This window comes from Nonlabens sp. SY33080 (assembly GCF_011784885.1).
Classification (GTDB): Bacteria; Bacteroidota; Bacteroidia; order Flavobacteriales; family Flavobacteriaceae; genus Nonlabens; species Nonlabens tegetincola.
The window spans coordinates 2,174,917-2,189,236 of record NZ_CP050461.1 but is presented as its reverse complement, the minus strand read 5'-3'; the positions used below and the strand labels follow the sequence as shown (position 1 = coordinate 2,189,236).

Annotated in this window: 15 protein-coding genes; 1 reads left to right on the top strand and 14 read right to left on the bottom strand. The window is 35.3% G+C overall.

Going from position 1 to position 14,320, the window contains the following annotated elements; all coding sequences use genetic code 11:
* Positions 1 to 64 precede the first annotated feature (64 nt).
* The 7 genes from HCN53_RS09855 to HCN53_RS09825 all read right to left on the bottom strand — a co-directional run bounded on the left by HCN53_RS09855 (position 65) and on the right by HCN53_RS09825 (position 8,966).
* Positions 65 to 496 carry an ankyrin repeat domain-containing protein gene (locus tag HCN53_RS09855; protein WP_052510257.1) on the bottom strand — a complete coding sequence of 144 codons (432 nt, stop codon included), beginning with the start codon at positions 494 to 496 and terminating at the stop codon, positions 65 to 67.
* 97 nt (positions 497 to 593) lie between these two features.
* Positions 594 to 797, bottom strand: coding sequence for a helix-turn-helix domain-containing protein (locus HCN53_RS09850; protein ID WP_060523406.1), 204 nt, complete (start codon positions 795 to 797; stop codon positions 594 to 596).
* A gap of 3 nt (positions 798 to 800) precedes the next feature.
* A complete protein-coding gene (locus HCN53_RS09845; RefSeq protein WP_105017775.1) occupies positions 801 to 1,322 on the bottom strand; it encodes a DUF2975 domain-containing protein in 522 nt (173 codons plus the stop codon).
* Positions 1,323 to 1,389: 67 nt separating this feature from the next.
* Positions 1,390 to 2,082 carry a tRNA pseudouridine(55) synthase TruB gene (gene truB, locus HCN53_RS09840; protein ID WP_105017776.1) on the bottom strand — a complete coding sequence of 231 codons (693 nt, stop codon included), beginning with the start codon at positions 2,080 to 2,082 and terminating at the stop codon, positions 1,390 to 1,392.
* Positions 2,083 to 2,121: 39 nt separating this feature from the next.
* Positions 2,122 to 2,427 (bottom strand): antibiotic biosynthesis monooxygenase family protein, encoded by a 306-nt coding sequence (locus HCN53_RS09835; protein WP_167342837.1) that lies wholly within the window; start codon positions 2,425 to 2,427, stop codon positions 2,122 to 2,124.
* Between the two features lie 3 nt (positions 2,428 to 2,430).
* Positions 2,431 to 7,944, bottom strand: a complete 5,514-nt coding sequence (locus tag HCN53_RS09830; protein ID WP_167342836.1) for an alpha-2-macroglobulin family protein — start codon at positions 7,942 to 7,944, stop codon at positions 2,431 to 2,433.
* A 116-nt stretch (positions 7,945 to 8,060) separates the two neighbouring features.
* Positions 8,061 to 8,966 carry a hypothetical protein gene (locus HCN53_RS09825; RefSeq protein WP_167342835.1) on the bottom strand — a complete coding sequence of 302 codons (906 nt, stop codon included), beginning with the start codon at positions 8,964 to 8,966 and terminating at the stop codon, positions 8,061 to 8,063.
* Positions 8,967 to 9,011: 45 nt separating this feature from the next.
* Between HCN53_RS09825 and HCN53_RS09820 the strand changes: the two genes are divergently transcribed.
* A complete protein-coding gene (locus HCN53_RS09820; protein ID WP_060523411.1) occupies positions 9,012 to 9,242 on the top strand; it encodes a DUF6341 family protein in 231 nt (76 codons plus the stop codon).
* Between the two features lie 19 nt (positions 9,243 to 9,261).
* On the opposite strand, the gene purD is transcribed toward HCN53_RS09820, so the two are convergent.
* The 7 genes from purD to HCN53_RS09785 all read right to left on the bottom strand — a co-directional run bounded on the left by purD (position 9,262) and on the right by HCN53_RS09785 (position 14,218).
* The gene (purD, locus tag HCN53_RS09815; protein WP_167342834.1) at positions 9,262 to 10,530 is read right to left on the bottom strand and encodes a phosphoribosylamine--glycine ligase; all 1,269 of its coding nucleotides are present in this window, start codon (positions 10,528 to 10,530) and stop codon (positions 9,262 to 9,264) included.
* Positions 10,531 to 10,608: 78 nt separating this feature from the next.
* Positions 10,609 to 11,319, bottom strand: a complete 711-nt coding sequence (locus HCN53_RS09810; RefSeq protein ID WP_167342833.1) for a TerB family tellurite resistance protein — start codon at positions 11,317 to 11,319, stop codon at positions 10,609 to 10,611.
* A 2-nt stretch (positions 11,320 to 11,321) separates the two neighbouring features.
* The gene (locus HCN53_RS09805; protein ID WP_105017782.1) at positions 11,322 to 11,831 is read right to left on the bottom strand and encodes a DUF2480 family protein; all 510 of its coding nucleotides are present in this window, start codon (positions 11,829 to 11,831) and stop codon (positions 11,322 to 11,324) included.
* A gap of 1 nt (position 11,832) precedes the next feature.
* On the bottom strand, positions 11,833 to 12,153 hold the full coding sequence (locus HCN53_RS09800; protein WP_042276546.1) for an iron-sulfur cluster assembly protein: 321 nt from the start codon (positions 12,151 to 12,153) through the stop codon (positions 11,833 to 11,835).
* Between the two features lie 3 nt (positions 12,154 to 12,156).
* On the bottom strand, positions 12,157 to 12,582 hold the full coding sequence (locus HCN53_RS09795) for a SufE family protein (protein WP_042276548.1): 426 nt from the start codon (positions 12,580 to 12,582) through the stop codon (positions 12,157 to 12,159).
* On the bottom strand, positions 12,582 to 12,977 hold the full coding sequence (locus tag HCN53_RS09790; protein ID WP_167342832.1) for an META domain-containing protein: 396 nt from the start codon (positions 12,975 to 12,977) through the stop codon (positions 12,582 to 12,584). The genes HCN53_RS09795 and HCN53_RS09790 overlap by 1 nt, the downstream gene beginning before the upstream one ends.
* A 26-nt stretch (positions 12,978 to 13,003) precedes the next feature.
* Positions 13,004 to 14,218 carry an aminotransferase class V-fold PLP-dependent enzyme gene (locus HCN53_RS09785; RefSeq protein ID WP_085775504.1) on the bottom strand — a complete coding sequence of 405 codons (1,215 nt, stop codon included), beginning with the start codon at positions 14,216 to 14,218 and terminating at the stop codon, positions 13,004 to 13,006.
* Positions 14,219 to 14,320 lie beyond the last annotated feature (102 nt).

The window sequence follows — 14,320 nt, the reverse complement described above, 5'->3', positions numbered from 1 at the left end:
TCATTCAAAAAAAAACCCTGACAAAACTGTCAGGGTTTCCGTTGGTTATAGTTAAGAGTATATATTACTTTCTTAGTGCAGCTATAGTTGCAATATTTTTAGTTTCTTCAGCATAATCTAGTGCTGTTTTACCATCTATCTTTATTGATGCATCTGCACCAGCTTCTAACAATGTAGATATTAAAGAGCTATTCCCTGCTTTAGCGGCCATCATTAATGGAGTCATGTTGTTACAAGTGCCATTAACATCTGCTTTAGCCTGTTGTATTAAATAAACAGCTATATCATTACTTTTCATCATAGCACTGTATTGAAGAAGGTTGTATTCCTGACTTCCAGATACTAGACATGCATCCTTGTTAGAATCATTAACTAATGAAGAAATAGCTCTAACATCATCATTTTTGAGAGCTATAGTCATTTCCTTAGATAAATCTTGTGCAAAAACTCCCGAAGTTCCTGCAATAAATGCTATTAACAAAAGTGCTTTTTTCATTCTTTCTTTAATTTAAAAGATAAATATACTGATATCTTAAGAATATCTTTAAAATAATTAAACAAAATCGTTTTATACTACCTAATCAACCTTTACATTATGAATGAAATTTAATTATATCACCTGGCTTACAATCCAATACTTTGCAGATAGCCTCTAAAGTAGAAAATCTAACTGCCTTGGCTTTACCCGTTTTTAGAATAGAAAGGTTTGCCGTGGTAATTCCTATTGCTTGAGCAAGTTCATTACTTCTCATACCTCGCTCTGCGAGAATTTTATCTAATTCGATTACAATAGGCATAGGCTAAATAGTTAAGTCATTTTCTTGTTTCAATTTCACTCCTTCAGAAGCTAATTTGCTCAAGATGATTAAGAATAGACCAAAAGAAATAATAACTAAAGTAGCTCCAAAGCCAGACCCTACCCTAATTACTGAATGATCAAAAAATTTGATTTTCAAAGTAAGCGAGTAAATATGGTATGCCCATACTGGAATATTCGTTAATAAAACGCCTGTTATACAAAACCACCCAGCCTTTTTAAGCGACTCTCCTGTTTGAAGATTAAATAAATGTTTAGGTGTAATTGTAAACGCAGCAATTTTCAAATGATACAGCATTATTACGAAGAATACAAGACCAACATAGAAAAGTAGTAAAACTGGATAGAATGACCAATGGTGATTACTTATTAAGAATCCTGATAGTTCATATATTTCTATATTATTTACAGTAAGTAAAAACTCAATTGGAAGAAATACTATTTTCAATATGGCAAAAAAATAAAGCAATCTTAAAATAGCTCTTAGAACTTGAATAGCTTTCATAATTATCGTTTTTCGATAACAAATATATAATTAATTATCGAAAAACAATAATTTTTTAATTTTTAAGCTAATCTAATTGTTCTTCAAACTCTTTAACAGTCATAGCATTTTTTACGCGATAATCACCTATTGCAGTTCTACGCAAGGCACTTAAATGAGCTCCGTTATTTAATGCGATGCCTAAATCATGAGCTAGAGATCTTATGTAAGTTCCTTTACTACAACTCACTTTAAAATCCACTTCTGGCAAATCAATTCTAGTGATTGCAAAATCATGAATGGTCACCTCTCGACTTTTTATTTCGGTAGTTTCACCAGCTCTAGCTAGCTCATACAAACGTTTTCCACCTTTTTTAATGGCCGAAAATATCGGCGGCTTTTGAGCAATGGTGCCCACAAAACTGTTTGCCGCTTTTCTAATGTCGTCTTCAGTTAAATGATCGTAATCAAACCTTTTATCAATCTCCGTTTCTAAGTCGTAGCTAGGTGTAGTAGCTCCTAAAGTAATGGTCCCGGTATATTCTTTACGTTGCGCTTGATAGGTAGTAATATTTTTAGTCTCTTTACCAGTACACAATATAAGTAATCCGCTTGCTAGTGGATCTAGAGTACCTGCATGACCTACTTTGATCTTTTTAAGCTTAAACTTTCTTTTAATCAGCCAGCGCACTTTATTCACTACTTGAAATGAAGTCCATTCTAGCGGCTTATCAATTAATATCACTTTACCTTGTGAAAAAGGATTGTCAGCTTGTGTCATAGCTTGCAAAGGAAAGAAAATAAACTAATTTTAATGTATTTAAATTTTAAATTCATATTCGTGTTCTACCTTACAAATGCGAACCTTATAATAGGAATACCATTGGGTTTTACCCAATTTTTGCGCTTTCAAATGTTGCAAATTACGTTTCCACTTTTTAATGGAGCTCAAATCCTTCCAGTATGATATAGTAATTCCTAAATCATCACGGGCACTTTCAAGTTGTATAAATCCGTCATTGTTAGTAACAGCCTGTTCCATTAAACTGGCCATTGAATGATATTCAGGATCATCTTTTTTAAGAATTGAAGTGAAGATTACTGCATAATAAGGAGTTGTTATCATTTATCACCGCTTTACTGTAATCCATTTTCCCTGACTGCGCACAACATAATCACCATCGTACATAGCCTCAGCTTGTGAACCTGGCAAGTAGTAGTCTCCCAAATAACTTGCGTTAATAACCGTTTTTAAACTAATGGATTTTTTAGGCTGTAAGTCAAAATAGTAATGCACTCTATCATCTCTTATATCCTTATATTCTACCTGATTGTTTTCTTCGTCACCGTATTCAGTAAACCGAGTGTTTACCATTTCCCAACCAGACGGCACAATTTGTGAAAAAGCAACGTCTCTAATAGTGACACCTGTTGTATTTGTTATGGTAGCTATTGCGGAAACCTCGGTTCCTTGAGAAAGATTACTAACGTCTATTGGATTTCCATTTTTGTCTGTATAAGTAACAACCATTGACAATTTACTTTGGATTACTTTATCTTTTCCTACGGGTAATTTCCCAGTTAAAGCTGTAGTTAGAAACACGTCTACATTCCCTGTATTGGTCACTTGAATAGTTGTTGGATTATAAGCCACTTGTAAATCTCGCATCACTATACTTTTCTTGGACTCAATAACTTCCTTATTACCCTTATCAAGCAACTCGATACTAAATCCTGTACCGCCTAAACTCTCTACATATTTATTAATAGATACTAGACTGTAACTTATTGCCTGCGTATTCATATATCGATTATCAGCTAGTTGTTTGGCAATATTCTCAAGTAATTCTCTTGCTTTTTCTTTTTTACCCATAATGACATAAGTTTCCAATGCCATAGCACGATTTCTTTCTGGCGACCCATATGACCTGTAATCCCATTGATAGGGTTTAAAATCTATATTTGAATTGCTTAAAAGTTCATTTGCTACCTTTTGCTGTCCCACCATAGCATAGGCCGCTGCTAGTCGTAACTTAGAATTGTTTGATAAATTACCGCTTTCGCGAAAGCGATTCATAGCACTTAAATCTGCAACACCAGCCAGCGCTAGTGTGTACAATCGATACGCTTGATTAAAGTCATTGTGATCATTGTAACGCCATCTACTAGCAGCTTGTTTTTGATAAGCTATCCAATTTGATTTGAAAGTAACTGGGATGGCGTATCCTGCACGTTCTGCCTCTAACATAAAATGACCTGCATAACTTGTTCCCCAATCATTTGGACTTCCTGCGCCTGGCCAGTATGACAATCCACCATCAGGGCGTTGAAAACTCGTCAACCTATTGATAGCCATCTTTACATTATTTGAGAGTGTCGATTGCTCTTGAGAATTCAAGTTTGCAACAGTAGACAATCCTAATTGTGGAAACGCTGCACTAGTGGTTTGTTCCACACAACCATGTGGATACCTTATTAAATAATTCAATCGCTTACCAATATTCATTTCTGGCAAGGTTGAGGCTGTAATTTTTCCCGAATTTGTTCCTTTACTTCCAAAAGGCTCTATAGGAAGTGTTTTACTTTCTCCTGCCTTGAGTAATACCTGCTGACTACTTGTGGTAAAAGGGTTGGGATTGACAATATCTATTTCAGTTTTATAACTTGCTTTTTCACCAGATGAACTCGCAGAAAATTCCAATTGAGCAATTCCTACCTGATCTTTTACTTTAACATCAAAATAAGCTAATTGATCTCCTACTTCTTCAAATTTTAACTGTTGTTGCGTAGGTCCTACTATTTCAAAATGATTTGATGGTTTAAAGCCGACTGTTACATTTTTAATATTGTCTTCCATTGCAAACACTGTTACTGGTAATTTGACAGTTTCTCCAGGAGTAAGCTTTCGCGGAAGCGAAGCCAGCATCATCAATGGTTTTTTTACAGGTGTTGTTTTTTGAGCGTTTCCATAAGACTCGTCTTTAACATTTGAAGCAACAACCATAGTGCGCACTGATCCCACATAATTGGGAATATCAATGGTGTGTGTACGACTTTTACCAGCTGCTACCTCAAAAGGACCTATATGGCGCACCATAGGTTCAAAGCGATTGGCCTTTTTTGCTTTGGCCGCTTGTGCTGTACCATCACCACCTATTGCAAATGCCGCATCTATTCTACCACCATAAGCTCCAATCACATCATCATAAATATCCCAGGTTTTTACACCTAGGGCTTCTCTTGCAAAGAACTTATCCCAAGGATTTGGTGTTTTAAAATTTGTTAAGTCTAGTAGCCCTTCATCCACGACAGCCAGTGTATAGGTCATAGACTTGTTATTCTTTTCACTTACGGTTATAGAAACCTTACTTTCTGGTTGTAACGTTTCAGGCATTTTAATAACTGGTTGTAAATGCGTGTTTTTATTTTCTACCATTAAAGGTATTACTCCATACATTCTTAATGGTAAATCGTTTGCTGTTGATGCATGAGGCTGTAAGTATGTTATATGTACATATACATTAGGAACATACCTGCTATCTATTGTTAATGTGGTGGTCGTTTTATCCTTGTTGGTTTGAACCCATTTTGCGTCTAAAATCTCTGTTCCATTTTCAATGGTAATCAAAGCTCTTCCACCGGAACTGCTAGGAAATGTTATTTGCGCTTGTTCATTTACATTATAGGATTCTTTATCTGCATTAAAGACCAGCATACTTGCGGTTTCTGGATCAGCTTTTCGTGATTTTCCTGCCCAACCTGGCCAATCCACGTAAACTATTTTACCTGTGCTGTGACCACTTTCTGGATCATAAACTTTAACAAAATACCTACCCCATTCTGGGTACTTGATTTGCATTTTAAAACTACCTTTTCCAGAGCCGTTTGTGGATATTTTTTGAGAATTTACTAATTGCCTGGATTCCATTGACTCATATCTCGATAAGGAGTTTGAAGTGCTTTGCCACCACCATCTCCACGATACTTTATATACATTCACTTCAAGGTTTTGTCTAGCAGTTGCCTCTCCTTTTTCATTAACTGTGACCACGTCAAAGATGTGGTCTTTATCGGTAACTAACATCCCACGTCTTTTATCTCCTGGTGGTACTTTTAACCCGACATAATGTGTATATGGTGAGTAGGACGATGAAGTAACATTGGTGCTGAAATCACCACCGTTTTCATAAACCTTAGTGAGAAAGTTAGCTTTTAGCATTCCAGGCGCTTGACTATTTAGCTCAGGATTAATAGAAAAACTTGCCTTTCCATCATTATTTAATTTGCCATCAAAAACCTCGTTTTCTATCATTTCAAAATATCGAGATGGATCATCAAAATTATAGTTGTCATATTTAGGAAATTTTGTCGATGTTCTATAGTATTTTACAGTAGTATTTGCTTTTAGGTTTTTAGCCTTGGCACCATGTAGCCACATAGCAGATAAATCAATATCAACCTTTTTACCGCTTGTGATTAGATCATCTTCAAAATCTAACTGCACTTTAAGCCTATTAGGTTTTATCGTTTCAATCTTTAAAGTTTTATAAAAGCTTATTCCTCCTACTTGAACTTGTACATTCCAATTTCCAGTAGGTGCTGTTTCGTCCGTTTGTAAATCAAATTGATACACTTTATTCAAGCCATTTTTTTGAACCTCTTGATGTATCATTTTACCATTAGGATCTCTTAACTCTAGTTTGATAGGGTGATTAGCAGGCAGTTTATTATCACTATCATTTAAAACAAATGATAAATAAATATGATCTCCTGGTCTCCATACTCCACGTTCTGTGTAGATATATCCTTTAATTCCCTTTTGCAATTGTTCTCCAGACGTGTCGAACTTACTTACCGGTAATACTTGGCCGTTGTCTAATCTTACGTAAGCATATTGATCCTTGTATTTAACTTTTACAAAATAAGCGACTTGATCTAGTTTAATTTGCGAGAGTCCACTGGCACTCGTCCTAGTAGTTGCAATTTCTTGTTGCTGGTAGTTATAAAAGGTCACTAATGATCCAGCAAGAGGACTTGTTGAAAGTAAATTAGTCACAGCTACTAAAAAGCTATTATCCTGTCCTTTTTTAACGGTTACTCCTATATCACTAGCTAATATGTTTGTGCTTACTGTTTTATTCCTATAGAAACTATGTGTACATGGATCTTCCCTATCTCGCCAGTTATAGGAATAATCGTATTCATCGTAATAATAGTTTTGGTAACTATCCCAATTTGTTGTTTCAAAGGAATCGTTGTAATCTATTTCTTCGATTTCAGGTTGGTTTTCGGCAGTATAGTTGCAAGAGTAGGCGCTGTAAGCTAGTTTGTAATCCAACTCTACTCGATATATTGCGCCAGGTTCTGGTGTAATAAGTTCATTTAAATCAACTGAAAATACATTCCATGTACTTATATTTTTAACGGAAGATTTCAAATCAAGTACCTTACGTGCAATAGGCCTGCCAACCCTTCTCATATTCCCAGTAGATGCTATATTGTTAGATTGAAGAAATTGTAAAACATTATTTTCATAAATACGATAAACCATTACATCAACAGCGTTTAAGTTTACCGCTTTGAAACGAACGCTAGTATTTTGTGAACTAGGTAAAATTGCACCAGACTTAATCAATTTGACTTCTGGCTCTACTTGCTCAAAAGCGATATAGCTAGAAAATGGTTTTTTCAATTTGTATCCATCAGTACTTTCAACACCATTGAAAACCTCGACCATTTTGGAACCTGAGATAGCATTTAGTGTGTAGACTTTAACAGTATTAGATTCAATTTCTAGTTTGAGATCTTTTTGTCCTTCTATAGAAATTAAGCCATCTAAATTTTGTGTTTTTTTCAAAGGATCAGAAAAATGCACAGCAACATAAGAGGATTCTGAATTGACAAGTTGAATATCAGTGACTAAAAAATTATCCTTTCCTGGTAAGGTAATGGATACTTCATCTTTATCGTTTACTCCAATTGCAGCACCATTCCAAAAAACTTTAAGCTCCTGATCGTCGACGGTGCGTTTAATATTGTCAATCATAAAGCTAAAAGAACTGGCTTTTTCAATATCAGATTGAAAGCTAATATCTTGTTCTTTACTGTTAATCCTGGCTGTGACGATTTTTCTTGCATCTTCAAGTGTGAGAATATCGCTTGCTCGTATAAAGCCTATAACACGTTGCGTGTTTTTGTCAACGCTTATAACAGGCTCAATGTTTACTATAAAATCTTGCTTAATCGTCTTGAAAGAAAAATTAAACTCTTTTAAATCGTCTTCTACCTGTAATAATTTACCAACCTGAAGTTTGACCTGATAATTAGTATTGTTTTCTAAAGGTTCGTCCGGAACAAATGAAATTGTTTGATTATCAATAAAAATAGATTTTCCCTTAACCTCTGGAGATATTTTAAACACATCTTCTGGTACTGTTTGTCCAGAATTCCAATTAGTTTGTGGATTTGTAAATCTTACAGTTATATTTTCATGAGCACTTACAACATTATCGGTTACTTGATCGATTATAGTTCGGAATTTAAAAAACTCGGCAGCTTGTTCTTCTTGAAGTTCTTTAGGGTTTTTCTCAGAACATGAAAAAAGTAATAATAAACAAGACGACAATAAAAGAAGTTTTTTCATAATGGTATGGTTAGTAATCGGATAATGTCTTAAAGTTAATACAGTTATCACTGATTTATAGTAGAACGGCAATTATTTTACAATTATTTTATTTTACCATGCCTGTAAAGAGTGTTTTACAAAATGAATATCGTTCTCACTACTAAAATCGTAATAGGGATTAATACCAGAATGATTTTTAAAACTCTATTTGATGAAGAAGTAAAAATGTAGCTTAGAAAAAGAACAGCTGGTAAAAACAGTAATAGTTGACTGGCTGTCTGATTTTTATCTAACCATAAAAAAATTATTGCAGAAACTAGACTATAAAAGAATAACACTGAATACTTTGCTCTAGTCTTATGTATGACACTTATTATTGATCCTATATATAAAATTATACCTGCTACAATAAGTGATAGCAATAGGATAGAAACCCAGTGAAGTTGTAAAACATGTGATTCCGCAAACTCATAGGAAGAACTCAAAATTAATCTAGGTAATAAGTCAATATTAAAATATAATTGAATTACCCAGCTAATTATTAACACGGTTGTAATCCCTAAAAATGGAATAACCCAGAATCTATAATTATTGCGAGCCCACAAAAAGACTCCAACAAAAACTGGAAGAAAAAAAAGGCAAAATTTTGGTTCAATTAAGGAAGCTATAGTTATCCAGAAACTAGCATCAAAAATTTTGGCCAATATGGAATGCCTAGTACGCATACTAAGCAATCGCCTTAAAGACATAAATATTAAAATATTAGCTAACCACAACCAATCGGAAAAAACATCAGGAAACAACAAACACAATAATACAGACATGCTCATAAAAGCATAACTAGAGTTTTGAGTAAGTTCATTTTTTATTAGAATAAACTGAGTCAATAGCAATAAAAAGACTAATCCCAAAACGGTTATAACCGTCTGGAACGAGAGTTGCTCAAACCAAAATACAGATGTAAATCCAGCAACAATTACGAGCCCACTATAAAGTGCGTAATGAATAGGTTGAGTAGTTTCAAAAAATCTATGAAGCATCAGCTTTTTATATTACTTTTGCAGGATAACAAGCAATTTACTGCAATGAAAGAATTATTAGAAGGAATCGAATACTTATTTGTAGATCTTTTATTTGCTCCTTTAGATTTTTTAAGAGAGCTAGAAAATGAAAATTGGTGGGCTGCAAACTCTATTACTTGGATCGCCATCATTATACTTATCGTAGCATTAGGTTACTGGATGAAGCAATTGCGCATCTTTGACCAAAATGGTGAAGAAGATAAAACACAAACGTCTCACTCGTTTTTGAAGTAAGACGTTTGAATCATAAGTTTTATAGGTCAAATCCTATATCACTTCTATAATACATCTTATCAAATTGTAGCTGTTTTACATTTTGATAAGATTTTTTTAGTGCCTGTTTGAAATCTTCACCATAACTGGTTACAGCAATAACTCTACCTCCATTAGTGACAACAGCACCATCTTTAACAGTTGTACCTGCGTGAAACACAATGCTGTCTTCAATTTCATTAATCCCAGTAATCACTTTCCCTTTTTCATAGGCTTCTGGATATCCACCAGACACACACATTACTGTAGTAGCACTACGACTGTCTATTTCTAGTTGCTCGTTGTTTAATTCCGCTTTCGCGAAAGCAGACAAATGTCTCAATAAATCAGACTTAATTCTAGGTAGAACAACCTCTGTTTCAGGATCACCCATACGCACGTTGTATTCGATTACATAGGGCTCTTGATTTACTATCATAAGGCCAATAAATACAAAACCTTTATAAGTAATCGATTCCTTTTTAAATCCAGAAATGGTAGGCTGTATAATACGTTGCTCAACCTTTTCCATCAAGACATGATCTGCAAATGGTACTGGAGACACAGCACCCATTCCACCCGTATTTAAACCAGTATCGCCTTCACCTATTCGTTTATAGTCCTTAGCATTTGGTAATATTTTATAATGCTCTCCATCGGTCATTACAAATACACTCATTTCAATACCGTCAAGGAATTCTTCAATCACGACTTTATTGGACGCTTCACCAAATTTTCCTCCTACAAGCATTTCTTCTAGGCTATCTTGAGCTTCTTTAAGATCCTTGATTATAAGTACACCTTTTCCTCCTGCTAGACCATCGGCTTTAAGCACGTATGGAGCTTTTAGAGTTTCTAAAAATCTCTTTCCATCCTCTACGGTTTGGGCCGTAAAACTAGAATAGGCAGCCGTTGGAACACCGTTGCGTTGCATGAATCCCTTGGCAAACTCTTTAGAACCTTCCAAAACGGCACCTTTCTTTGAAGGACCTATAACATTAATATGTGATGTTTCTTCTTGTTGGAAATAATCATAAATCCCGGCAACTAGTGGTGCCTCTGGACCTACAACAATCATATTAATATCGTTTTTTAACGAGAACTCTTTGATAGCATCAAAATCAGTGACACCTAGATCAACATTTGTTGCTATTACTGCCGTACCTGCGTTACCAGGTGCAACATATAATTGGGTTAGTAATTCGCTTTTTTCAATAGCGTGGGCAAATGCGTGCTCACGACCACCGCTACCTAAAATAAGTACGTTCATGTGAAAAGTGATTTGCCTGCAAAAGTAATTTATCTCAAAGGAAAATTCACCAGGATAAGTATCTTAAAGGAAAGAGATTTAATTCATGCCGCGTTCTTTCCTAATACTCTCATAAGCCTCTTGCACCTTACGGAACTTTTCTTCGGCGCCTTTACGGTACGCCTCGTCCATGTGGACAAGTTTATCTGGGTGATACTTTTTGGCCATTGATCTGTAGGCCTTTTTCACCTCATTATCTGTGGCCGATTTTTCTATCTCAAGAATTTTATAAGCATTATCACGATCCTTTACAAACATGGCTTTAATAGATATAAAATCCCTACTGCTTAATCTACAGTAACTAGCTATGTTTTGCAGGACTCGCAATTCTGAGTCACTAACGTGACCATCGGCTTGTGCTATACCAAATAGAAAATGAAGAATTTGCAATCGTGTCTCGTAGGTGGTACGAGTATTAAGCATTTGACAAATGCGTTGTGCGTTTACTTGTCGCTTTTTTACCACATCGTTAAATACCCTAAAAACAGCATTGGCTCTTTCCTTACCATAAGAACTTACAAAGTAATTTCTCACATAATCCAGTTCTCGTTGACTTACATTACCATCTGCCTTAATGACTATACTAGTAAGCGAAAGTAAATTGAGTTCAAAATCTTGTGGACTTACTGTATTATTAGAATGGCTGCGATATCTAGGTTGGGTAGAGCTTTGTTGGGTATAACCACCCATAAAGCTCACATATAACCATCTTAAGATTAAGAAAACAGCAATATACCCTATAAAAGACATTGTTATTTTTTAGGCTTTTTAAAAATAGGAACGGCGCTACATGCCTCACCGTACATTATAGATCGGGCGATAGGTTGTAATTTTTCAGTAAGCATTAAGTAGGCGTTTACCGGTACTGGTTTGTTTGAACATCCTTTAATGATTACTGGTAGGTCTTGATATTCTGATAAATCAAGGTTATTAAGAACTTCTGTATACAACACGCTTTCAAGGTGTTGAAGATCTCCATAAACCACCTTTTTTGCTATTCCAGTAAGGTGACTTTGTAACAACATCCATATCCACTGTGGCACGATTGCATCGGTACTGCAATGAATGGCTACATAGTGGTCTTTATAAATAGAGAAATCAGTGTTTTTTACGCTTTCGCGAAAGCGAGATTCTACCACTACCAGACCTTCAAGTAACCATTGTGATATATCAATAACACTGCGTGTTCCTGGCAAATAAAAATCTTCAAGGTCAATGGTGCGCAGCTTGCTTTGCGCTACTCGATTCACGATTTCCTCCATACTACAACATGCCTAATTCTAGTTTTGCTTCTTCACTCATAAGATCCTTACTCCATGGTGGATCAAAGGTGATTTCTACCTCGGCATCGTTAACCTCTTTGAGAGTTTTTACTTTCTCTTCTACCTCAACTGGTAGAGTTTCTGCCACCGGACAATTAGGTGATGTTAAAGTCATGAGGATTTTCACATCGGCATCAGTGCTTACCATCACATCATATATAAGTCCTAGCTCGTATATATCTACTGGGATTTCTGGATCGTAGATAGTTTTAAGAACTCGTACTACTTTTTCTCCTATTTCCTGACCGTTTATTTCTTCCATGGTTTAATTTAATTGTGATTGGTATGCTACAGCATACATTTTAAGCTGTTTAATCATTGATACAAGACCGTTTGCTCTGGTAGGAGATAAATGCTCCTTGAGACCTATTTGATCTATAAAATCTGTATTTGCGGCAATAATATCTTGTGGTTTTTGACCTGACCAAGCTCTTATAAGTATAGCTATAATTCCTTTGGTAATGATAGCATCACTATCTGCCGTAAAATGTACTTTTTCGTTATCTAATTGCGCGTCAACCCAAACTTTGGATTGACAACCTTTAATAAGTTTGTCCTCGGTTTTTTGAGTTTCGTCAATCAATGGTAAGTTCTTACCTAGATCAATCATGTACTCGTACCTCTGCATCCAGTCATCAAACATTGCAAACTCATCAACTATCTCCTCTTGTATATCTTGTATAGTAGCCATTATTTAATCTTGATTGCTTTTATAGTAAGTGTACCTGATTCATCAAATAATTCTAGACCATCTTCAGTAGGTTTTACTTGCACTGATTTTGCCAAGTGTACGGTATAATCTCTTTCGATTTTGTCCAATTCCCTACAATACATTTTTGTGCCCATAAGTGGTCCAATCTCAATAGACGTTCCCTGGTATTTAAATTCACCCGAATACTGGTTACAAGCAGATTTTCCAGAGATTCTATTCACTGTTCCATCGGTTTCAATATTTAAAGTGATATCATACTCACCATAATTATTATCACCTACAGTAGTTACTTTATAATTACCATTCATGTCTTCTATCGTTTTACAACTTAAGGTTGTAAAAATGATCATTACAAAAATTGCTGCTTTTTTCATCATAACTTCACTTATTTAAGCTTACACTAAGCTAACATATTAACAGCTCGTTGCAAAGCTTGTACCATTATGTCTATTTCTTCTTTAGTATTATAAAAAGCAAAGCTTGCTCTTATAGTTCCTGGAATTTGAAATCTATCCATAACTGGCTGTGCACAGTGATGACCCGTGCGTACTGCAACACCTAATTTGTCTACAATGGTTCCTATATCGTATGGATGCAGCTTATCAACAACAAAACTAATTACCGCCGCTTTGTCAGTTACTTCACCTAAAATCGTAACACCTGGAATTGTTTTGAGCTGTGCTGTACCGTATTCTAATAACTCATTCTCGTATGTTGCAATATTGTCCATACCTATTTCATTTAGGTAATCGATAGCCGCTCCTAAGGCAATACCACCAGCAATATTTGGAGTTCCTGCTTCAAATTTATGAGGTAAACCTGCGTAGGTAGTGTGCTCAAAAGTTACTTGATCAATCATCTCGCCACCACCTTGATAAGGTGGTAATTGGTTTAACAAGTTTTCTTTACCGTATAAAACTCCTATACCAGTAGGACCGCACATTTTATGACCGGCCATTGTGTAAAAATCTGCATCAAGAGCCTGCACGTCGACAGTCATGTGTCCACAAGATTGAGCACCATCAACTAAAACTAAAGCATTAAACTCATGCGCTTGTTTAATTATTTCCTTAACAGGATTAGTAACACCTAGTGCATTTGAAATATGGTTTACAACTACAAATGCAGTCTTATTACTTAGTAGATTAGAATAGGTTTTCATGTCTAATGTACCGTCGTCTAAAACTGGAATAACTTTAAGTACAGCTCCTACTTTTTCACAAAGCATTTGCCAAGGAACTATGTTTGAATGATGTTCAACTGCACTTACAATCACCTCATCACCTTTTGAAACAAAAACATGTGCTCCACTAGCAACTGCATTTATCGAATGTGTATTACCCGATGTGAAGATTACTTGTTTAGCCTGTGGTATATTAAAAAATGCTCTTGTCTTTTCACGAGCTTGCTCAAATAAATCTGTCGCCTCCTGACTTAAAGCATGAACACCACGATGAATATTTGCATTGTAATGACTGTAATATTTTACAATAGCATCAATTACTGCTTGGGGTTTTTGTGAGGTTGCAGCATTGTCAAAATATATTAATGGCTTTCCATTGACTTCTCTTTGAAGTATTGGAAACTGTTGTCTTATTTTTTGTACATCAAACATATTACAAAGGTACGTTCTGTAAGTGAACACTACGATAAGAATAGTGTTTTCCTTAAGTTTAATTTTTTAAAACAAAAACCAGTCTCAAGGACTGGTTTTTAA

Bases quoted from the DNA above. Each gene is read 5' to 3' on its own strand.
- HCN53_RS09855 (WP_052510257.1), bottom strand. From the start codon at position 496: ATGAAAAAAGCACTTTTGTTAATAGCATTTATTGCAGGAACTTCGGGA.
- HCN53_RS09850 (WP_060523406.1), bottom strand. From the start codon at position 797: ATGCCTATTGTAATCGAATTAGATAAAATTCTCGCAGAGCGAGGTATG.
- HCN53_RS09845 (WP_105017775.1), bottom strand. From the start codon at position 1,322: ATGAAAGCTATTCAAGTTCTAAGAGCTATTTTAAGATTGCTTTATTTT.
- truB (WP_105017776.1), bottom strand. From the start codon at position 2,082: ATGACACAAGCTGACAATCCTTTTTCACAAGGTAAAGTGATATTAATT.
- HCN53_RS09835 (WP_167342837.1), bottom strand. From the start codon at position 2,427: ATGATAACAACTCCTTATTATGCAGTAATCTTCACTTCAATTCTTAAA.
- HCN53_RS09830 (WP_167342836.1), bottom strand. From the start codon at position 7,944: ATGAAAAAACTTCTTTTATTGTCGTCTTGTTTATTATTACTTTTTTCA.
- HCN53_RS09825 (WP_167342835.1), bottom strand. From the start codon at position 8,966: ATGCTTCATAGATTTTTTGAAACTACTCAACCTATTCATTACGCACTT.
- HCN53_RS09820 (WP_060523411.1), top strand. From the start codon at position 9,012: ATGAAAGAATTATTAGAAGGAATCGAATACTTATTTGTAGATCTTTTA.
- purD (WP_167342834.1), bottom strand. From the start codon at position 10,530: ATGAACGTACTTATTTTAGGTAGCGGTGGTCGTGAGCACGCATTTGCC.
- HCN53_RS09810 (WP_167342833.1), bottom strand. From the start codon at position 11,319: ATGTCTTTTATAGGGTATATTGCTGTTTTCTTAATCTTAAGATGGTTA.
- HCN53_RS09805 (WP_105017782.1), bottom strand. From the start codon at position 11,831: ATGGAGGAAATCGTGAATCGAGTAGCGCAAAGCAAGCTGCGCACCATT.
- HCN53_RS09800 (WP_042276546.1), bottom strand. From the start codon at position 12,153: ATGGAAGAAATAAACGGTCAGGAAATAGGAGAAAAAGTAGTACGAGTT.
- HCN53_RS09795 (WP_042276548.1), bottom strand. From the start codon at position 12,582: ATGGCTACTATACAAGATATACAAGAGGAGATAGTTGATGAGTTTGCA.
- HCN53_RS09790 (WP_167342832.1), bottom strand. From the start codon at position 12,977: ATGAAAAAAGCAGCAATTTTTGTAATGATCATTTTTACAACCTTAAGT.
- HCN53_RS09785 (WP_085775504.1), bottom strand. From the start codon at position 14,218: ATGTTTGATGTACAAAAAATAAGACAACAGTTTCCAATACTTCAAAGA.